Origin of the sequence: Pseudoalteromonas luteoviolacea NCIMB 1942 (genome assembly GCF_001625595.1) — a bacterium.
Lineage (GTDB): Bacteria > Pseudomonadota > Gammaproteobacteria > Enterobacterales > Alteromonadaceae > Pseudoalteromonas > Pseudoalteromonas luteoviolacea_A.
Window position 1 is genome coordinate 76,209 of the sequence record NZ_AUXT01000024.1, and the last position, 21,955, is coordinate 98,163.

Annotated in this window: 17 protein-coding genes and 1 pseudogene; 2 read left to right on the forward strand and 16 right to left on the reverse strand. The window is 41.8% G+C overall.

Annotated features, from left to right (window positions below; translation table 11 throughout):
- Position 1: 1 nt before the first annotated feature.
- The 6 genes from N482_RS02495 to N482_RS02520 form a co-directional block, all read right to left on the reverse strand.
- The gene (locus N482_RS02495) at positions 2–637 is read right to left on the reverse strand and encodes a DUF4255 domain-containing protein (RefSeq protein ID WP_063375584.1); all 636 of its coding nucleotides are present in this window, start codon (positions 635–637) and stop codon (positions 2–4) included.
- Between the two features lies 1 nt (position 638).
- Positions 639–2,579 (reverse strand): ATP-binding protein, encoded by a 1,941-nt coding sequence (locus tag N482_RS02500; RefSeq protein ID WP_063375585.1) that lies wholly within the window; start codon positions 2,577–2,579, stop codon positions 639–641.
- A gap of 3 nt (positions 2,580–2,582) precedes the next feature.
- A complete protein-coding gene (locus tag N482_RS02505) occupies positions 2,583–3,017 on the reverse strand; it encodes a glycoside hydrolase family protein (protein WP_081227668.1) in 435 nt (144 codons plus the stop codon).
- Entirely contained in the window at positions 3,014–3,529 is a 516-nt protein-coding gene (nusG, locus tag N482_RS02510) for a transcription termination/antitermination protein NusG (RefSeq protein WP_063375586.1), read from the reverse strand. The genes N482_RS02505 and nusG overlap by 4 nt, the downstream gene beginning before the upstream one ends.
- A gap of 371 nt (positions 3,530–3,900) precedes the next feature.
- Positions 3,901–4,482: an RNA polymerase sigma factor gene (locus N482_RS02515; protein ID WP_081227670.1), complete on the reverse strand. Its 582-nt coding sequence runs from the start codon at positions 4,480–4,482 to the stop codon at positions 3,901–3,903.
- Between the two features lie 299 nt (positions 4,483–4,781).
- Positions 4,782–6,035: a hypothetical protein gene (locus N482_RS02520; protein WP_063375588.1), complete on the reverse strand. Its 1,254-nt coding sequence runs from the start codon at positions 6,033–6,035 to the stop codon at positions 4,782–4,784.
- Positions 6,036–6,243: 208 nt separating this feature from the next.
- On the opposite strand from N482_RS02520, the gene N482_RS02525 reads away from it, so the two are divergent.
- Complete coding sequence (locus N482_RS02525) at positions 6,244–7,314, forward strand: DUF3083 family protein (RefSeq protein WP_063375589.1); 1,071 nt, start codon at positions 6,244–6,246, stop codon at positions 7,312–7,314.
- A gap of 29 nt (positions 7,315–7,343) precedes the next feature.
- Here the strand turns inward: N482_RS02525 and N482_RS02530 are convergent, their stop codons facing one another.
- Together N482_RS02530 and N482_RS02535 are read right to left on the reverse strand one after the other, a co-directional pair.
- Positions 7,344–9,152, reverse strand: a complete 1,809-nt coding sequence (locus N482_RS02530) for a diguanylate cyclase domain-containing protein (RefSeq protein WP_196765289.1) — start codon at positions 9,150–9,152, stop codon at positions 7,344–7,346.
- Between the two features lie 86 nt (positions 9,153–9,238).
- A complete protein-coding gene (locus N482_RS02535) occupies positions 9,239–10,273 on the reverse strand; it encodes a hypothetical protein (RefSeq protein ID WP_063375591.1) in 1,035 nt (344 codons plus the stop codon).
- A 364-nt stretch (positions 10,274–10,637) separates the two neighbouring features.
- On the opposite strand from N482_RS02535, the pseudogene N482_RS25415 reads away from it, so the two are divergent.
- Positions 10,638–11,792 (forward strand): annotated as a pseudogene (locus N482_RS25415) (IS4 family transposase); the annotation flags it as partial.
- A gap of 47 nt (positions 11,793–11,839) precedes the next feature.
- On the opposite strand, the gene sucD reads toward N482_RS25415, so the two are convergent.
- The 8 genes from sucD to sdhC form a co-directional block, all read right to left on the reverse strand.
- Complete coding sequence (gene sucD, locus N482_RS02545) at positions 11,840–12,712, reverse strand: succinate--CoA ligase subunit alpha (protein WP_063375593.1); 873 nt, start codon at positions 12,710–12,712, stop codon at positions 11,840–11,842.
- A complete protein-coding gene (gene sucC, locus N482_RS02550; protein ID WP_023399327.1) occupies positions 12,712–13,878 on the reverse strand; it encodes an ADP-forming succinate--CoA ligase subunit beta in 1,167 nt (388 codons plus the stop codon). The genes sucD and sucC overlap by 1 nt, the downstream gene beginning before the upstream one ends.
- 185 nt (positions 13,879–14,063) lie before the next feature.
- A complete protein-coding gene (gene odhB / locus N482_RS02555) occupies positions 14,064–15,545 on the reverse strand; it encodes a 2-oxoglutarate dehydrogenase complex dihydrolipoyllysine-residue succinyltransferase (RefSeq protein WP_063375594.1) in 1,482 nt (493 codons plus the stop codon).
- Positions 15,546–15,555: 10 nt separating this feature from the next.
- The gene (sucA, locus tag N482_RS02560) at positions 15,556–18,369 is read right to left on the reverse strand and encodes a 2-oxoglutarate dehydrogenase E1 component (protein ID WP_063375595.1); all 2,814 of its coding nucleotides are present in this window, start codon (positions 18,367–18,369) and stop codon (positions 15,556–15,558) included.
- A gap of 88 nt (positions 18,370–18,457) precedes the next feature.
- A complete protein-coding gene (locus N482_RS02565) occupies positions 18,458–19,183 on the reverse strand; it encodes a succinate dehydrogenase iron-sulfur subunit (protein WP_063375596.1) in 726 nt (241 codons plus the stop codon).
- A 10-nt stretch (positions 19,184–19,193) separates the two neighbouring features.
- A complete protein-coding gene (sdhA, locus tag N482_RS02570; RefSeq protein ID WP_063375597.1) occupies positions 19,194–20,966 on the reverse strand; it encodes a succinate dehydrogenase flavoprotein subunit in 1,773 nt (590 codons plus the stop codon).
- Positions 20,967–21,314 carry a succinate dehydrogenase, hydrophobic membrane anchor protein gene (sdhD, locus tag N482_RS02575; RefSeq protein ID WP_063375598.1) on the reverse strand — a complete coding sequence of 116 codons (348 nt, stop codon included), beginning with the start codon at positions 21,312–21,314 and terminating at the stop codon, positions 20,967–20,969.
- Positions 21,305–21,682, reverse strand: a complete 378-nt coding sequence (sdhC, locus tag N482_RS02580) for a succinate dehydrogenase, cytochrome b556 subunit (protein ID WP_081227671.1) — start codon at positions 21,680–21,682, stop codon at positions 21,305–21,307. The genes sdhD and sdhC overlap by 10 nt, the downstream gene beginning before the upstream one ends.
- Positions 21,683–21,955: the final 273 nt, after the last annotated feature.

Sequence of the window (21,955 nt, forward strand, 5' to 3'; positions counted from 1 at the left end):
CTTAAGTCGATTTATTTTCCATATCTGTTTCGATTTCTTGAATAACTGGCAATATATCCGGGGTAAATACAGGGACTGGTACAGATAGAGAAAGCAACAGTGTAGGCTTTGGTGTCGAACCCAGCGCTTGCCAAACCTGCCCACTGACCTTTTCACTATGCTCATTGCCGAAGAGTTGCGTTCTAATACCGTAAGGTTTATCTTCTACACCGTAGCTATTTACAATCTCTTCTGGTAAAAAATCATAAGCGCCAAGACCGCAAAGCAAATAACTGAGTACTAAGTGCTCTAGCTCAGCGCTTCCCGCCTCAGCCTTACTCCATACGGTGAGCATATAGGTAAGGGAAACAAACCTCGGCTCTTTTTGGTAAACTCGGTGCGTTTGTGCAGTGTTTAAGTAAGTTCTAGGTGGTTCACTTTGTCGCCTTGTAACATCTTCAGCTATACCGATGAGATAGCAATTTACAGTGGGCTCATCACTGACAGTCTTATCATAAAAATTCTTATCTGGTGCCACAAAACTCAATGCAATCTCTGTGTTTTGCACACTTTCAATGTCGAGATCCACAGCCAAGATCCGTTCATTTATAAAAGTTTTGAGCGCTTGTTGCACCTTATAAACAATTTTAGGGTCCATTTTAGTTTCCTTCTAGCCAAGCTTTAATTTCGTGTTGCGCCATAAAGCCTTCGTGCTGTTTCGACAACTCTCTAAGTAGGGCTTTAGCGATATTTTCCCTTTTGATGCTCGTTTGTTTCAGCATTAGGCTTTGCAGTAGCGCGGTTTCAGTAATGTTAATGATCTGTGCAGCACTCAGTTCGAATCGTTTAGCCAACCTCTCAATACCGCTTAGTAGCTCTCTACTTGCATTGCTTCCAATCACGCGCTTCCATATCGCGAGCCGTTGGTTTGGATCAGGCAAAGTAAACTCAACTACACTGTGAAAACGACGCAGAAATGCTTCGTCTAAATTTGCTTTGAGATTAGTACTCAACAGGAGTAGACCAGAGTACCTTTCCATCCTTTGTAATAGATAGCTGACGCCCATATTGGCGTTTTTATCGTGGCTAGACTCAACCTCACTTCGCTTGGCAAATACCGCATCAGCCTCATCAAACATCAATACGGCATTGTATCGCTCAGCTTCGTCAAACAGCTTAGCCAGATGCTTTTCTGTTTCTCCTATCCATTTACTGGCAATGTTTGCCAAATTGACTTCGTAAATGGGAAGCTGTAACTCTCCAGCTATGGCCTGTGCCGCCATTGACTTTCCGGTCCCCGGGCGCCCCCAAAAAAGCGCCTTACAACCTTCTGTAAATCTCGGTAGTCTGCTTTTTAATTCGGATTGATAATTAATGCGTGAGACTAACTCATGAAGCTGTTGATTAACTCCTTCGGATAGCACCATATCTTTAAGTTTAAATCTAGACTCTGTTAGGGTTGCTAACCCTTCAGGGCCTTTTTGCTGCTCTTTGAGACACGAAGCTTTCAAAACTTGCCAAAACTGTGCGCTCGGTTGTTCAAGTGCTTCAGTCGCGATATCTGACATCTTGTATATAGGTACTGGATACCTAATAGCCACTTGCCCAGCGCTGCTTCTATCTTCGATACTAGGCGCATTCCTTTTAGATATCTCTAACCATATTTGTGCTAGCGCATCGATAGTTGGAGCTTTGGGTGTAAACTCATATACATTAGGCAGTACCGAAGGCTGCGTCTCATTTGAAAAGAAAAAGTACAAATTTCCCTGTCCTCTTAACAATTCAAATAGCTCGCTCCCTGCTACAAAGTAACGGCTAACCCAATTGGGCAAAACAACAAATACTTTTTTACCACCTGATGCCAAAAGCAGCGCCGATAGGCTTTTGATTATAGGAGTCTTGGCCACATCATTTGGCATATCAAATGGCATACAGCTGACAAGTGCTGAATGCACATTAGCAAGCTGCTCAACGTACCAACGAATGAAATTGACATCATAATCATTTATTACGCAATTATGATTGCTGTCTACATTGCTTTGCTGACCTTTGAACAATGAAAAAGCGCAATCTACCGGAGTGTTGTAAGGGTATGAGACCAAGCAGCTCTCTGAAAATAATACCTCTTTAGCCTGTAAAAAAGAGAGGAGTTCAGGTAACAAACGAATACTCTGAGTCAACCCAAATTGCTCATGCGACTGAAAAAGTCCCCATTTAAACGCAAACTTGTGATAAATACCTGAATTTAACATGGCGCGTTTTTGAGATGATGGGTTAGACAAAACCAATAATTTATCGAGGCTCAAATAAGGCCCCTGTTCATACCAAGTCAATCCCAAATATGGCGTCAGGCAATCCGGTTCAATCTCTTGGATAAAAACAAGCGCAATGAGCTTTAGTTCACAGTAACTTAGACTAAAACACGCTTTAACAAAGCGAAACTTGTCTAAGGCAATTACCTTGTCCAAAACATCATTAAGTTTTGACAAACTATCGCCAAAGTTTTCCTCATTATTTTGCAGCGCAACACCCGCTTGATAAAAGCTTCTTGCAAGCACTCTCTCTAGTTCAAATTGCGCTTCATCAGAATAAACATCCATGGCTCACCCCGCCTTCATCATCATAGATAACTCGGCTTTTCTGTCAGCATCTCCTGGTATCCTGTTAGAGTGTAAAATTTCCTGTGCCGCCAGCGTGAAATCTTCTATGCACAATGCAGCAAGTAATTTTTTGAGAGCCTTTAATCCATCGATTTTGATTGAAAACGCAATATTCATCAAAACAAGTTTACGCACTTCACTTAGCAGTTGAAAAACAGGCAGTTCTTTTTCAATATTTTGAAGCAACTCAGCTAAATCATGCTCTAACATTTGCTCAGCTTCAGCTTCACTTATACCTGTTTGAGATAAATTTCTACCGACGCCAATGGTAACCTCACCAGCGTCATTCTCCTTCGGCATAAATGTTAGGCCTTCATGACAAATTAGCTGAACCTTCAGAGCTTCCATGTTTTTATTAGAAATGCCAATGCCTGTCATGCTTCCTCCGCAAAACTTAACAGCGAAGCTGGAACCGACATCAATAGATTTTGATCTATCCCTTGAACTTCTATCGCGAATACGGCGTCGTTTTTAATATCAACTAACTTACCCTGATAACCTCTTAAGCTGCCTGATTTAATTTCGACAGATTGACCAAGCGCAAACTTACGAGTTGTAGGTTCACATGGAAAACCAGATGCAATAATTGTTTTTATTTTTTCGACTTCCAAAGAACTGACTACACTTGGTTTTCCATTAAACTTAATGTACTCAACAAACCCACTTAAACGTTTAATATAGTGATACTCGTCATCATTTAAATAAACAAAAACATATGATTTAAAAAGTGGCCTGGAGACTAGCTTTACTCTATCACTCCACTGCCTATTTTCAGTTATGAGTGGCAAGTAAACATCACAACCGGTAGTAAACTGATTAACTTGATCGGCGAATTTTTTTTCGGCGTTGGGCCTAGTATAAACTACATACCACTTTCTATTTATTGTCATTATTAATTCCAAGTATGCTCCGCCGCATCGCTCACATGGTGAGCCAAGTAAATTTGGAGCCATTTTTTATTGAATGGCCAGCAATGGAATAAACCAACTTTGGCCGTCTTAGTAATCAACTGACGCAGAGACGCATGATTCGTGAACTTAAATTGAAAATAAATTTACTTGCGAAATAAAGTCGATAAATTATGGGTAAGAAAGAAGAAAGTGATGACTGGCTGCCAGTCATCACTTTAAAGGTTGGGCTATAGTTCAAAAACCTAGCTCTTATATGACGCTGCTAATTTAATTTTGTGATTTTCCTTTTGTTATTAAAAAATCAACCCGTTATAACCGAATTTAAGCAATAGCATCAAGCTAATAAATTCTTAGCTCAACACTCTATATTCATCCTTTAATACAGATAAGCGTTTGCGAGCTAATTGGACTCTTTTTCTTACATTCTCAGGTGATAGCTGTAAGCGGCTAGCTATTTCATTGTATTCCATCTCATACATGAACTTATATTGCATAACCAGTCTTAATTCTTTTGGTAAAACATCGATTTCTTTAATAATTTTATTATATAAGCTGAGGTTTAGATGCTCATTCTCTAGAGATGTAGATTGGTTGTCTGCAAAATAGAATTGATTTGGAAGTTCTGAAACGTGATTAACAATATCTTGATGTTTAGCATTTGCTCTATGCACGTCCATACATAGGTTGTGCGCTATTCTACACAGCCAGGCAAATTCGTTTTCAATTATAGCACTGGAGCGAGTATAAGCTTTAAAAGCTTTTTCGCAGGTTTGAGCAATGACGTCTTCTATTTTATCACTGTCATTCCTCAGCCAACGATAACAACAACTTAATAATTTCTCTTTATTTTCTAACCAGAGTCTCCAAAACTCACTATGTCCTTCTAGCTGCTTTTGTTCTGCTGCAACTAACTCCCCTGTATGTAACATCATTTCTCCAATAAAAAAATTTATATCGGAGGAAAGACGGGGTCTCAAAGGCTCTGTGAAAACAAAATTAACACATTTTGTAAACCGTTGTATCTAGAAGTTCTTACATTTATATAAATAAATACAATAAATTAAAATAAAAACATAACCCTATCATCAAAACAAGGTAGTAAATACTCTAGTTGAGATTAGTTTTCGTATAGCAAAAACCTTTAAAAGCAAGCTACCTCCTTGCAACCACCTTTAAAGAAAGTATAAAAACTCACACCATTATTTTCTGTGGTGTGCAAACTTAAGAGTACTTATTTAATCGATAAGATATTCGCTTCTATCGCTTTCATAAAGTCAGAGATATCATCACCTCTATGCGCAAAAGAAATTCTTAGTTTTTGCCGATAAGTACTCACAACAATAGCTAAACCAGCGGGAGGTAAAGGCACGCTAAAGTTATAGACATCGACGATTTCATACTTTCCTACATGGCTCAAATCAAAATCTACCACGCCTAAATTTGAAAGAATTACATTCCCCTTTAAGAAAAACCGTTTATATATTCTAACCAATCTCTTTAATGCCACTCTGGGCAGTAAGTTAATTGATATAGCTTGAATTTCTTGCTGAGCTTGGAAAGCTCTATAACCTTCACATTTAAGTTTTTGTAGATGTTTAGCATACTCGTCAATCCAAGTATTACTTCCGCCAATATATGACTCAAAAACAATGACTAGATTGTTATAGGCGTATTCAAGCGACTGCTTAGATATGTCTCGAACTGACATAGTTTCTAGTACCCCTAACCTTCGACCGCCACAAAGCGACTCACTAAGTATGTAATTAAGCGCAACGTTTACAGAGCAACCTCGCTGTTTTGACCAGTCAACTAGACTTTTTGTTGCTCCCTCTCCCAGATCGACATACTCCACCTGACACTTATTTGATTTACCCTTGTTCAACACCACCTTTGAGCAAGGTCTAACTAAATTGCGCGCTAGCTGTTTAGCTGCTGTTAGGTAAGCTTTTGTACCACATGAGTCAAATAGCGTAGGTTCACGTGCAAAGCTATTGTCCGCCACCGCGATAGGCTCTGAATTGAGATAAGCACTCAGTTGCTTGAACAACAGATAACCGCTGCTTCCATCAGAAGCGATATGGGATGATAGAAATAACAGTGCAAAATATTGCCTATACTGAATGCAAATAAACTTAACAGGCGATGAGTTGAACGGTTCTACGATGTCTTTAAAGAGGTGATTACGCAACGCACTGTGCCACAATTCAAAACAGTCGAATTCATAGGACCAATTTAAAAATTCTTTTTCGGGCAATAAATGTTCGTCAAATTGCCAATAATACCGCAAGTTTTTGCGTACAATACGACTTTGCATAACAGGATGAGTCTTGGCTATTTTGTCTACGGCCTGTGTGAGCCCCAGTTTATCTGGACACCCCTTCAGAATAACTAGGTCACACGAATTACCGTTGTCATTGGCATCTGCCAAAGCTAGAAAGTTGAGCGACCGAGCACTAAGTGGAATAAGAGGATACGGATCTTTCATGGTAGTTCCTTTTTTCAACAAACATTAAACAAGAATCATTACCATGTCCACAAACTGTTGCCAAATCGGATATAAATTCCATCGCAATTGTAATTTTTTGTTTGTTTTGCGTAATAAGTAGTGTGACAAATTTTGTTCTAGCGCAATAAAATCGTCATGTAAATTCAATAATATAAGGCCAATTAAGATGTATCGTTAAGGACTAAAAATGGCATCAATGAATTTACACCGCGTCTACATTCCCACAAATGCACGAAATAATCACTATATTTTGGCTGAGTTTAAACCAGAAGATTCGTTTTACACCTGTTTTGACGATATCGAAAGTGCTTATCAAAGGCTCGCACGAAAATTGTTTGCCCTGTGTGATGAGTTTGAGTTGTATAACGTACAATTGATAGTCAATGATAAGCTGCCTGTAGTTCGCTATCACGAAGAGGCTTATAACCTGCAAACTGATAAGCAGCTTTTATTTTTCTACAATCCGAAATACCATGAAGCTCATAAAATCTATAGTGATAAAGGCCATAAAGCGCGTAAAATCCGTTTTCTGTTTCTTGCTACAGGCGATGAACTACGTGCAAATGCAGCCGCTTTTCATAGCAAGGTAAAGCGCACACTCGATGCTCTACAGTCACAATACTCCGAGCAAGGTTTACATTTTAGAGTACGAGATCACCAACATCTCACTTATGATATTTTTTCAAAAATAAAAGGTCACAGGGAAACATATGGATATAAGCTCCGCAGCCTGTATCCAAGGTATCAAGCGAGAAACTGTACACTACCAGAAGTTCACAGTGAAATAACTTATGTAAGTTTCTCTATCCCTATCACGCGTGCCATAAAAACTGAGTATCAACATCTATTAAGGCCTGGTGACTATGCATCTTTTTACCAGTCGGTTGAAGACAAGTTACTGACCATTTGTAGTCAGTTGCAATTAAGCCATATTGGCTTTGTGGCGGATGGTAGAATGCCTATTGTTAGAAGCAGTCAAATTGATAAGTCTGCTCACAATAGAGAACTGCAAAAGTTGAGCTTTGATACCTCTTTGGAGGATGGACAAACGCATACAATCTGGGACCCAGAGCACCTGTGTGAAGCGATGCATTTTGTAATCGTTGCCAGCGACAAAGACAATAAAGATGCAGGGTACGGTAAATTTATGAACAATGTTGAAACCATGGTGAGGCGATTTACCACTCAATTGCCAATCAACCCAGAAAAGCAAGATATTACAATGCGCTTCTTTCAGCATATTAGTTATACCTATTAACGTCATCCCTGCAAATTCACCTGGACAGTTCAGAAAGCCACTACTTGTCCAGGTGCGTTTCTTTTTACATGAACCAAACGGCTTTCTAGTTCGGCAAATATATTGCCAAAGTCACCTTCTTCTGAGCATATAAGCGCGCCCGAAAAACTAACATCATCCAATGTTTCCTGTTCTATAAGCGCTTGCTTAAAAACAGCTAGCCGCTTCTGTAGAACGGCCTTTTTCATCCCTTCACACAAAATAACAAACTCTTCTTCACTCACCCTGCAAACTAAATCACCATCATCCCTAAACTGCTTTAAAATTAATTCTGCGGCCAGTTTAAGTTTACCGTCTGCGCTTTTATATCTCAGATCTGAACTCCTGAGGCCATCTAGCTCTATTAGTGCCATTGCATAGTCTGCTGCACGGTTAGAAACTACATCAAACTGCTCTACAAAATAGCGCCGATTGTAAAGTCCAGTATCAAAGTCTTTATAATTTAATACAGCCGTTAAATTACTCTTAGAACGCCGGTAATAAGCCACCACCATCACCAAGGTAACTATCAATATTGCTATGACTATATAGGCTTTTACTAAATCGTGGCTTTTTGCTTCACCATTCCTTGAGCTTGCTTCCATTCCTGCATCTTTATTCGAAGATGCGAGCTTAATCTTTTGTCGTTGTGCTTCTAATGCGCCCTGCGTTTCATATTCAACCTTGTTGTTTACCAAAGCGTCATTTTCTTCCAAAAATTTTACATAAGTTCGCAGTGAGGCGATTGTCTGAGGCAGGTCTCTCTTTGCTTGATATACATCGGCTTCAATTTTTAAAGTTTGCCGAGTATACCTATTATTGAGTGTATTCTGATAAGACTTTAATAACTCTTTAGAAGATGCAAGCTGCATCAATGCATTATCAAATTGTTTAACTTCGGCAAAAGCCAAAGCAAGATTATTGTTTAAGACTATAAGATGTGCAGGGTTAATTATTGCATTATCTTGGATAGAATAAGCCCGCTTCAGGTAATCGATAGCTTGTGAAAACTCTTTTTTACTTAAAGCGATTTTTCCGAGCCCGGAAAGCCCCCAAAATTTATATCGAGGTAAGTTTTTTGCGTGTGCTACCTCATGTATTTCTTGATAACAATGCTCGGCTTTATCATTTAGGTTAGATCTGAGCAAAGCTAGGCATAGGTTATATTTTATGGGTAGCCCGTCTAAAATATTTGATGCTTCTAGCGCCAAATCCCTCGCCTGATAAGCATAACTTAACGCTTTGACATAAAATTGCAGTGTTAAGTAATACGCCGTGAGGCTGTCATATACCATTAATTTTGTAGTTCCGTCGATCTCGTCTGCACTTCTAGAGATATAGCTTTGCGCCGCCTGCAACGACTTAAGAGCTTGGCTATATTCCTCCCGCCATACAGCAATGATGGCTTCCATTGCATAGGTTCTGATCAGTAAGTCTGACGCTTTTTGCTGAGTGAAGCTCAATCTCGCTTGTTTGATATATTGCTTCGCTTTTTCAAGCTCCCCCTGCTCCACGGAGAAAAAGGCACGATATAAGTACCAATAGCCAGAGCTTAAACTCAAAGGGCTTTCTTTTACGTGTAGTTTTGCGCCATCAAAATGCTGTTTCGCAGCTTGAATGTCGCCTTTAAAGAAGGCTGCACGCGCCTTTATAGTGAGCCAAAATGCTTGATTGACTAATTCTGGTTTGTCTTGCGCTGTTAAAATTTCTAAAGGTGCTTTAATCGCTAGAGACTCGAATTCAAGCATCTGTTGCTTTGTCATAGCAACAGAAAGGCTTGAAAACATTAATAACGAAAAGATAATAAACTGTAAATTCAAAAAGGGAGATCCCAGCATTTTATACTAGTTTAAATGTAATCCTTTATTTTGAAATATACAATATTTGAAGCGCCCACTTTAACTTCTCAAACAACTTCATGTTCATTCGTCACTTTGTTTTGTTCAACCTTCTTGCTATTCTCTGCCGTACTTTGAGCATGGCTAAGCTGCTCTAATAAAACCTGTTTCTTATAACTAGGTACGTTCATCTCATCGGCAATAAGAGAAAGCAACTGCTGATTAGTATTTTGTGCTGTTGCCATGCTTTCTTTCAAATCTTTGTTTTGTTGATGTAACTGCTCTGCTAAATCAGCTTGTGTAATCGTGTTTTTAGCATGTTCTTTGGCTTTTTGGTCTGAGCTACCCAATAACTGATTGAATACATCAACTAATCTATTCAACACACTGTAAATCACATCTGCGGAAAAACCACCTAATAGCGCAGCCAATGGTTTGTGAAAGTCACTGATAGTAGGATTATTTTGTGCAAGATCAGCGGTGGGTATAAGTTCAGCAATCATCAAGCCGGCCATAAACCCCATAATCACCATTGACCAATAAGTAGAATCAAATTTAGGATCATAATTACACTGACGAATATAGTTACGAAATTTATGCAAACAAGCAAATGTAGCACCTAATCCCGCACAACATAGCAGGAACAACTGATTCAACAGCAAAGTCTTGCCTTCCGAATTAAACAAGCCTTCATTGATCGTTTTTTGGTTCACTTCAGGGGAAATAGATAACCCAATAATCGAAAATAAAAAGAAAATGGCCAATACAGACATATGCCTAACTAGCTTAACTGGACCAAGGAACCTTATCCATCCTACAGATGCAGACTCTTTATCCATAATTGCAAGCGTGAGTGGCTTGGCTGGGTAAACCAATACAGAAAGCTCTTTATGACACTTTGTCAGCTCAGATAACTCATGTTCGTAGAATCCAATCCCCCCATCAACACTCGCGCCATCGGCCGCTATTACATCTTGCTTTCGTTGAAGTTGATAAACTGTGTTTGGCATATAGCTGGGTATTGTTTTCCCCTGCCCTGACGCATAACGAATCATAACATCACACTCTATTAATAAGTGGCTTATAAAATCCTTTTGAGACATAGTCTTACCTATCAGTAAAATGGGAGATTGCGTTTATATCAGTTAACAATACTTAACTTCAAGTGCATTTAGTTATGATTTCAAAAGATTTTTAGGAGATGAAAAGTCATAATTGGGATTTCTAAGAACAAATAAGTGTTTGGTAAAAATAACCTAATACGTTAATTTGAGAAGCGCACTCACTTACACTGTGTGCCATTTGCAAAGCCAGCCAACACTTTAACGACCTGTTTTTGCTTAATGCAAACTCTCCTAAAACTGTGCCAATTCAAATAACCGATGCAAAAAGCAAAGGTAAAAACTAAAAAAGGCTCCATAAGGCTGTCTCTTATACACAAATCCTCGCTAAAAAATTAGCGGGGATTTTATTCGTAACGAACACATAGCCGCAAGCGCCATTGCAGAATCTGGCTTTAAAGCGACGACAGAGCAAGCCCAAACGCACCATTTATTACTCGCATTTAGAAGATACAACAACCCTTGTTTAGCGCCATACATCAATCCGAGAAGACTTAGGACACATTAACCAGCGCCATACTAACAGTGGGTTATTTGCACACAGTGTGTTGTTGTTCGCACCTAAAGCTAAGCAAGTGGTCGGCCTGATTGAGCAAGCTAGATGGAGTCGAGACATTACTACGCGCGGAAAGCGACACCAACATGCCAGTCCCCCCTAAAAGAGAAAGAAAGCTATAAATGGGAGTTCGCATCACAAGCAATGGCAAAACGGCTTCAAGCGCAGATATCTAAGGTTATCTCCGTATGTGAGCGTGAAGCTGACATTTATGAATACCTTCAATACAAGCTACATGAACAGCAACGATTCATTGTACGGTCGATGCAAAGTCGTCATATTGAAGAGGGAGAAGATAAACTTTATACATTTGCCAGCGAATTAAAAGGCGCAGGAACGAACTATATTGAAATAGCGCAAAAAGGAGACCGAAAATCGCGCACAGCCACATTGGATATCACCTTCGCCCCAGTGACGTTAAATTACGTAGGGTGTGCAGAACGGAATAATCCCGATAGAGGCTTAAACTGGTATTTACTCACCAGCGAGCCTGTTACCAACAAAGAAGAAGCACTCGAAATTATTAAATATCGTTAGTGAGTTGAAGAGTACCACAAGGCCTGGAAAAGCGAGGGTACAGACATAGAAGGGTTACGATTACAAAGCCAAGACAACATGGAACGACTGGTAACCATTAATGGTTTTATAACGACACGAATATGACAACTGAAGTTCGCAAATAACCTTCCGGAGAATCGAAGTTGTGAAGAAATATTATCTATTAAAGGGTGGAAATCACTGTGGTTAAAAAGGATAAAAACAAAGCTGCCAGATAGCGCTCCAGACATAAAATAGGCGTATCAAGAACTAGCCAAATTGGGAGGCTGGAAAGATACAAAACGCACAGGGTGATCATCAGTTAAAGTGATATGGTAAGGATGGCTCAAATTACAAGCCATCCTTGAGGGCTACAATTTAGCAAAGTCTCTTGAGTCAGACTTGTGATCAAGAGACAGCCATAAGGAGCCTTTTAGCTGATTGGAAATCGTAGATTACCAGCCAGCTTTTTCTTTAAGTGCAGCGCCGATCTCAGCTAGAGAGCGAACAGTCTTAACGCCTGCTTCTTCTAGAGCTGCGAACTTCTCATCAGCAGTACCTTTACCGCCTGAGATGATTGCACCTGCGTGACCCATACGCTTGCCCGGAGGAGCAGTAACACCAGCGATGTAAGAAACAACTGGCTTAGTCACGTTATGCTTGATGTACTCTGCTGCTTCTTCTTCTGCTGTACCACCGATTTCACCGATCATTACGATTGCTTCTGTCTTAGGATCGTTCTGGAACATTTCTAGGACGTCGATGAAATTAGTACCTGGAATTGGGTCACCACCGATACCAACACATGTTGATTGACCGAAGCCAGCGTCAGTAGTTTGCTTAACCGCTTCGTAAGTAAGAGTACCTGAACGAGATACAATACCTACTTTACCAGGAAGATGGATGTGACCAGGCATAATACCGATCTTACACTCACCCGGAGTGATAACACCTGGGCAGTTAGGACCGATCATACGAACGCCAGTTTCTTCTAGCTTCACTTTAACATCAACCATATCTAGTGTAGGGATGCCTTCAGTGATACAAACGATTAGCTCGATGCCGCCGTCAATCGCTTCTAAGATAGCGTCTTTACAGAATGCCGCTGGTACGTAGATTACAGTTGCAGTTGCGCCTGTAGTTTCTACAGCTTCACGTACCGTGTTGAATACAGGAAGACCTAGATGAGTTTGACCACCTTTACCTGGTGAAACACCACCAACCATCTGCGTACCATACTGGATAGCTTGCTCTGAGTGGAAAGTACCTTGACCACCAGTGAAACCCTGACAGATTACTTTAGTATCTTTATTAATTAGTACAGACATTATTTGCCCTCCGCAGCAGCAACTACTTTCTCTGCAGCATCAGTTAGTGATTCAGCAGCGATGATGTCAAGACCAGAGTTAGCTAGTACTTCACGGCCAGCTTCAGCGTTAGTACCTTCAAGACGTACAACTACTGGTACGCTTACGCCAACTTCTTTAACTGCCCCGATAATACCTTCAGCGATCATGTCACAACGAACGATACCGCCGAAGATATTTACTAGTACGGCTTTAACATTGTCATCAGATAGGATGATCTTGAACGCTTCAGATACACGCTCTTTAGTCGCGCCGCCACCAACGTCAAGGAAGTTAGCTGGCTTACCACCGTGTAGGTTTACGATGTCCATTGTACCCATTGCTAGGCCGGCACCGTTAACCATACAACCAACATTACCGTCTAGAGCAACGTAGTTTAGTTCGAAACTTGCAGCGTGCGCTTCACGTGCATCTTCTTGTGAAGGATCGTGGAATTCACGGATCTTAGGCTGACGGAATAGCGCGTTGCCATCAACACCAATCTTACCGTCTAGGCAGTGTAGGTTGTTTTCGTCAGTGATTACTAGAGGGTTAATTTCTAGTAGAGCGAAATCGTGATCGATGAACATGTTCGCAAGACCTAGGAAGATCTTAGTGAACTGTTTGATTTGAGCTGGGTTAAGACCAAGCTTGAAACCTAACTCGCGACCTTGGTAAGCCTGAGGGCCTACTAGTGGATCGATTTCAGCTTTGTGAATTAGTTCTGGTGTTTCTTCAGCAACTTGCTCGATTTCTACACCACCTTCAGTTGAAGCCATGAACACGATCTTACGTGAAGCACGGTCAACAACAGCACCAAGGTATAGCTCATTTGCAATATCAGTGCAGCTTTCTACTAAGATCTTAGCAACAGGCTGACCTTTTTCGTCAGTCTGATAAGTAACTAGGTTTTTACCTAACCAGTTTTCAGCAAATGCGCGGATCTCGTCTTTGCTATCAGCTAGCTTAACACCGCCAGCTTTACCGCGGCCACCCGCGTGTACTTGACATTTAACGACCCACTTGTCGCCACCAATCTTACCAGCAGCTTCAACCGCTTCCTGAGGAGTGTCACAAGCGTAACCCTCAGATACAGGTAAACCATATTCGGCAAAAAGTTGTTTTGCCTGATACTCATGCAAATTCATGATGCTTTATCCAATTTTTTATACTAAAAAAGCTGAATATTTATGCAAATAATCAGCTATCCCAAATTGCGCCCATAGTATAGATCCCACGGACTAGTAAGAAAACCCCAGTAAGACCAAAGGCGCAAAAAAAAAGCTGTATGTTGCTTTATTGCACTCATACAGCTTAAGATTTAATCTTTTGCTTAAACGTCTAGAAGTAGACGAGTTGGATCTTCAAGTAACTCTTTAATTGTTACTAGGAAACCAACTGACTCTTTACCATCAATTTGACGGTGGTCATAAGAAAGCGCTAAGTACATCATAGGTAGAATTTCTACTTTACCGTTCACAGCCATAGGACGCTCTTGGATTTTGTGCATACCAAGAATAGAAGACTGAGGTAGGTTAATGATTGGCGTAGATAGTAACGAACCGAAAACACCACCGTTTGTGATAGTGAAGTTACCACCGGTCATGTCATCAACTGTTAATTTACCGTCGCGACCTTTAAGCGCTAATTCACGGATGCCCTTCTCGATTTCAGCAACTGATAATTTGTCACAGTCACGTAGAACCGGAGTTACAAGACCACGAGGAGTTGAAACCGCGATGCTGATATCGAAGTAGTTGTGGTATACGATATCATCGCCATCGATTGAAGCATTTACTTCAGGGAAACGTTTAAGGGCTTCAGTTACTGCTTTGACGTAGAAAGACATGAAACCTAGGCGAATTCCATGACGCTCTTCGAATACGTCTTTATATTGCTTACGAAGATCCATGATTGGTTTCATGTTCACTTCATTGAAAGTTGTAAGCATGGCTGTTGAATTCTTCGCTTCAAGAAGACGGTTAGCGATTGTCTTACGTAGGCGAGTCATTGGTACTCGTTTTTGTGTACGGTCACCAACTGGTGCGGTTGGCGCAGCAGCAGCTTTAGCAGGTGCCGCAGCTGGCTTAGCAGCCGGTGCTTTTAAGAATGCATCAACATCTTCTTTTGTGATACGACCGCCTTTACCAGTGCCTTTGATTTGTGATGCATCTAGGCCTTTTTCAGCAATTAAACGGCGTACTGAAGGAGTAAGAACATCAGCGTTCTCGTCAGAACCTGCTGGAGCTGCATCTGCTTGAGCTGCTGGTGCGCCACCTGCTGAAAGCTTACCGATTACCTGCTCGCCAAGTACTGTATCGCCTTCTGCATGTAGTTGCTCACCCATTACACCGTCTTCAGGTGCAACAACTTCAAGAACTACTTTATCAGTTTCGATGTCAACTAGGTTTTGATCACGGCTTACTGCCTCACCTGGTTGAACGTGCCAAGTTGCGATTGTAGCGTCTGCTACTGACTCTGGAAGTACTGGTACTTTTATGTCCACTTCTTTACCTTCTGCTGCTGGCGCCGCTGCTGGCGCTGCTGGTTGTTCATTTGATTGAGCTGGTGCTGCACCTGCAGCACCTATTTGTGCGATTACTTGCTCACCTAGTACAGTTGCGCCTTCTTCTTCTGAAATTGCAACGATTACACCGTCTTCAGGTGCAACAACTTCCAAAACTACTTTGTCAGTTTCGATGTCAACTAGGTTTTGGTCACGGCTTACAGTGTCACCAACGCTTACGTGCCAAGTTGCTACTGTCGCGTCAGCAACTGACTCAGGAAGAACAGGAACCTTAATTTCGGTTGTCATCTCTTATTCCTTATTTCTTAATTGTTAATGCGTCAGCAATCAACGCGTTTTGTTCTTTAGTGTGGGTAGACATGTAACCACAAGCTGGAGCAGCAGAAGCCTGACGACCTGCATAAGTAAGTTTTGCTCCACTTGGGATAGCTTCCCAGAAATGGTGTTGAGAACAGTACCAAGCGCCTTGGTTCTGCGGCTCTTCCTGACACCATACGAAATCTTTCACATGCTGGTAACGCGCCATAACTTCATCCATTTCTTTGTGTGGGAATGGATATAGCTGCTCAACACGGACAATTGCAACGTTATTTAGTTCAAGCTTGCGACGCTCTTGTAGTAGCTCGTAGTAAACTTTACCACTACAGAAAACAACACGTTCAACATTCTCGGGATTGATCTCGTCAATCTCGTCAATCATGTTGTGGAACACACCATCAGAAAGCTCTTCTAAACTAGAAACCGCTAGTGGGTGACGTAACAATGATTTAGGTGTCATAACAATCAGTGGACGACGTAGTGGACGTACTGATTGGCGACGAAGCATTGCATAAACCTGTGCAGGTGTTGTAGGAACACACACTTGCATATTGTGGTCAGCACATAATTGAAGGTAACGCTCCATACGTGCGGAGCTGTGCTCAGGGCCCTGGCCTTCATAACCATGTGGAAGTAATAAAGTCAAACCACATAGACGACCCCACTTTTGCTCGCCTGAACTTAAGAATTGGTCAAATACAACTTGAGCACCGTTTGCAAAGTCACCAAATTGCGCTTCCCAAAGTACTAAAGAAGTAGGTTCTGCTGTTGCATAACCATATTCGAATGCAAGTACCGCTTCTTCAGAAAGTACAGAGTCATATACTTCAAAAGTACCTTGCTCTGGGCTAATGTTTTGCAGAGGCAAATATGTTGAAGCGTCATTTTGATTATGAACTACTGCGTGACGGTGGAAGAAAGTACCACGACCAGAGTCCTGACCAGTAAAACGAATATCAGTGCCTTGATCAACCATCGTAGCGTATGCCAATGTCTCAGCCATACCCCAGTCTAGAAGTTTGTCACCCTTCGCCATTGCTTTACGGTCATCGTATATTTTCTTAACACGAGACTGTGCTTTGTGGTCTTCTGGGTAACTAGCGACTATTTCGCCCAGCTCTTTTAGCTTCTCAACAGGTACGCCTGTTTCGTAAGGCGTATCCCAGTCATGGCCAACGTACTTTGACCACTCAGAAGAGTGCTTAGTTTCTGGTTGAATTTCATCAACAACACACACGCCATTATCTAGACCATTACGGTAGTCATCTGCTAGTTGTTTAGCTTCTTGCGCAGATAAAACACCTTCAGCTACTAGCTTGTCAGAATATAACTGACGAGGTACTGGGTGCTTTTTGATCTTCTGGTACATCAGAGGCTGAGTCGCATTTGGCTCATCTGCCTCGTTGTGACCGTGACGACGGTAACAAACTAAGTCGATAACAACATCACGCTTAAACTTGTTACGGAAATCTAGAGCAACCTGAGTCACTAAAGCAACTGCTTCTGGGTCGTCCGAGTTCACGTGGAAGATTGGCGCCTGAACCATTTTCGCGATGTCAGTACAATATTCTGTAGAGCGCGTGTCTTCAGCTTTAGATGTTGTGAAACCTACCTGATTGTTAACAACGATGCGTACCGTACCACCAACGCCGTATGCACGCGTCTTCGATAGGTTAAATGTTTCTTGCACAACACCTTGACCCGCAATTGCAGAGTCACCGTGGATAGTAATTGGCAATGCTTTTGAACCACTTGCACAATTTAATCGGTCTAAACGTGCTCTTACTGAGCCCATTACCACTGGATTTACGATTTCTAGGTGAGACGGGTTGAAGGCCAATGCCATGTGAACATCGCCACCCTTAGTACCGAAATCAGATGAGTAACCCATGTGGTACTTAACGTCACCAGAACCTGCAGACTCACCGTATTTACCGGCAAACTCATCAAATAGTTCTTGGGGGTTCTTACCTAATACGTTCACTAGCACGTTAAGGCGACCACGGTGAGCCATACCAATAACGACTTCTTCTTGGCCGCTTTCACCTGCCCTGTGAACCAGTTCTTTGAGCATAGGTACTAGTGCATCACCACCTTCAAGTGAGAAACGTTTTGCACCAGGGAATTTTGCACCAAGATATTTTTCTAGGCCGTCAGCTGCAATCAAGCCTTGTAAAAGACGTAATTTATTTTCTTTGCTGAATTGGGTCTGTGAGAAACCAGCTTCCAAGCGTTGTTGCAACCAACGCTTTTCTTCTGTTGATGTGATGTGCATATATTCAGCGCCGACAGAGCCACAATATGTAGACTTAAGCGCTGCGTATAAATCTTTTAATTTCATTGTCTCTTTGCCACAAGCAAAAGAGCCAACATTGAATTCTTTATCGAGATCTGCATCATCTAGATTGTGGTAAGCCAAGTCGAGCTCTCTCACTCGATCTCTCTGCCATAAACCCAATGGATCTAGGTTGGCATTTTGGTGGCCCCTAAATCTAAATGCATTAATAAGCTGCAACACACGCACTTGTTTTGCATCTGCCGCACCTTCTGCAGAAACTACTACTTCTCTGTGTTTGTTCTTAGCAAGCTCAGCAAATTGTGCTCTTACATCCGAATGTTTAATATCAACATCAACACCTTCTACTTTAGGTAGTTGATCAAACACTTCTCGCCATTCTTCTGGCACTGAAGCCGCATCATCAAGATACGCCTCATATAAATCCTCTACATACGCAACGTTGCCGCCGTATAAGTGAGAAGATTCTAGCCATGCCTTCATCACACCTTCGTGCATTTATTAGCCCTTTTCTCTAGCGCAGAAACTTTAACTTAAACGAAAACAAGACGGCATGCCCAGCATGCCATCTTAAGATAATTATGCTTTAAACCGAACGGTTTAATAGCATAGATTTAATATGTCCAATTGCCTTGGTTGGATTCAAACCTTTTGGACAAACGCTAACACAGTTCATAATACTGTGACAACGGAATACGCTGAACGCGTCATCAAGACCAGCTAATCGTTCTTCTGTTGCTGTATCGCGGCTATCTGCCAAGAAACGATAAGCATGAAGAAGTCCAGCAGGACCGATAAATTTATCTGGATTCCACCAGAATGATGGGCATGAAGTTGAACAACATGCACATAAAATACACTCATAAAGGCCATCAAGCTTTTCACGATCTTCGACAGACTGAAGACGCTCTTCGCCACCTGTTGGCTTATCATTGATCAAGTAAGGTTTTACTTTCTCGTATTGAGTATAGAACTGACTCATGTCGATTACCAAGTCACGAATAACAGGAAGACCTGGTAGTGGACGAATGATAATTTTACCTTTGCCATTCTTTTGCAATGCTGATAATGGAGTGATACATGCAAGGCCATTTTTACCGTTCATGTTTACGCCATCAGAACCACATACACCTTCACGACATGAACGACGGAATGAAAGAGTTGAGTCTTGCTCTTTCAACATTAACAGTGCATCAAGCACCATCATGTCACGCCCTTCTTCAACCTCAAGTGTGTATTCCTGCATACGAGGTGCAGTATCTACATCTGGGTTGTAACGATAAACAGAGAATTCTAAAGTTGCTGTTGCCATCGTTTAACTCCTAGTACGTACGAGCTTTAGGTGGGAATGCTTCACGAGTCGTCGGCGCGAAGTTTACATCACGCTTCGTCATTGAATCGCTATCAGGGTGGTACATTGAGTGACATAGCCAGTTTTCGTCATCACGATCTGGGAAGTCAAATCTCGAGTGCGCACCACGGCTCTCAGTACGGAAGTTTGCAGCAACCGCTGTTGAGTATGCTGTTTCCATCAAGTTGTCTAACTCTAAACACTCGATACGTTGTGTATTGAATTCAGTTGACTTATCGTCAAGACGTGCATACTGAAGACGCTCACGGATTTCTTTAAGCTCTTTCAAGCCATCCGCCATTGAATCACCTTCACGGAATACCGAGAAGTTGAGTTGCATACACTCTTGTAAGTCTTTCTTAATTTGTACCGGATCTTCACCCTTACCAACTTCCGACGTTTCCCAACGGTTGTAACGCGCGAATGCAGCATCAACATCGTCTTTAGAAGCTTCACCAGTTGATTCGAAATCTTTCAGGTAAGAACCTAAGAAGTTACCCGCAGCACGACCGAATACAACCAAATCTAGAAGTGAGTTACCACCTAGACGGTTTGCACCGTGTACAGATACACATGCGATTTCACCTACCGCGAATAGACCTTCTACGATGCGCTCTTTACCGTTCACATCAACGTCAAGTACCTGACCGTTAACGTTTGTTGGTACACCACCCATCATGTAGTGACAAGTTGGGATTACTGGAATTGGCTCTTTTGCAGGGTCAACGTGCGCGAAAGTCTTAGACAGGTCACAAACACCAGGTAGACGAAGGTTAAGCATTTCTTCACCAAGGTGATCAAGCTTAAGTTTGATGTGAATACCCCAAGGGCCTTCACAACCACGGCCTTCACGAATTTCTGTCATCATTGCACGTGCAACAACGTCACGACCAGCAAGATCTTTAGCGTTAGGCGCATAACGCTCCATGAAACGTTCGCCATCTTTGTTTAGAAGATAACCACCTTCACCACGACAACCTTCAGTTACTAGTGTACCCGCACCTGCGATACCTGTCGGGTGGAACTGCCACATTTCCATGTCTTGCATGCCAATGCCAGCGCGCACAGCCATACCAACACCGTCACCAGTATTGATGTGAGCATTTGTTGTAGATGCATAGATACGACCAGCACCACCAGTTGCAAGTACTACAGCCTTAGACTTGAAGTAAACAACTTCGCCAGTCTCAATTTCGATTGCAGTAACACCAACAACGTCGCCCTTGTCGTTTTTAACTAGGTCAAGTGCGTACCACTCAGAGAATACGTTAGTTTTGTTCTTAACGTTCTGCTGGTATAGACAGTGAAGAAGTGCGTGACCAGTACGGTCAGCAGCCGCCGCTGTACGTGCAGCCTGCTCGCCACCAAAGTTCTTAGACTGACCACCGAAAGGACGTTGATAAACACGGCCATTTTCAAAACGAGAAAATGGTAGACCCATGTTTTCTAATTCAGTAATAGCTTCGGGACCTGTTTTAGTCATGTATTCGATAGCGTCTTGGTCCCCGATGTAATCAGAACCTTTAACAGTATCGTACATGTGCCATTCCCAGTTATCTTCATGAGAATTACCTAGCGCAACAGTAATACCACCCTGCGCAGATACGGTATGAGAACGAGTTGGGAATACTTTTGAAATAAGCGCACATGTCTTACCAGACTCAGAAATCGCTAGTGCTGCACGCATGCCTGCACCACCGGCGCCAACAACTACAGCATCAAATTCACGGACATTATATTTCACTTAAACACCCCACAGAACAAACAAACCAACAGCAACGTATGCAAGTGCCATTAGATTCAATACAAAGCCTAAAACTGTACGCATTGTTGAACACTCAACGTAATCAGTCAGTACTTGCCATAGGCCAATACGAGTATGAACCATAATACAAATTAAAGTAATAATAGTTGCCGCTTTCATTGCTAGGTTATCAAATAGCCCAGACCAAGCTTCATACGTTAGTTCAGGTGTTAATGCTAGGTAGCCAACAATAAATACAGCATATGCTGCAATGATTAATGCTGTAGCGCGAAGTGATACATAATCTTGTACACCATCACGTTTAAGAGTTGCTTGATTTAAGACCATATCCACACTCCACCAAGGATAGCCACGATTACCCATAGAGCGATTGCAATGTTAGCACTTGCATTGCCAGACTCTAATTCTTCCCAGTGCCCCATGTCTTGGATCATGTGACGGATACCGCCAATGATGTGGTAAGACAATACAGCGAAGGTGCCCCACGCAATAAACTTAGCAATAAAGCCCGTCATAAGCTCTTTTACAAAGTTAAAACCTTCAGGAGAAGAGAGAGATTCAGACCACGCCCAAATGACAAATGTCAGCGCGAAGAACAACGCGACACCAGTGACACGATGTAATATCGACGCCTTTGCCGTTGGCGGCATAGATATAGTCGTAAGATCTAGATTTACAGGTCTTTGCTTTTTCACAGTTACTTGCCCATCTTTGCTCGATTAGAGCTTCATCTACTTGTTTTTATCAACCCACTTGCACGACATGCACAAATGGCACACTCTAGATAAACCTGTTTAAACACTTAAAAGATCACTTGCCTGTAAAACTTCGATGTAAAAATAGGTTTACCCACAGACGACACGGTATAAAACCGTTGACAGTATATAAGGCTATCCGTGTTTTTACAATTCTTGTTTAGTTTCGTACGCTTGCGAATTAGCCAATGGTATAATATTTAATCTGCTTAG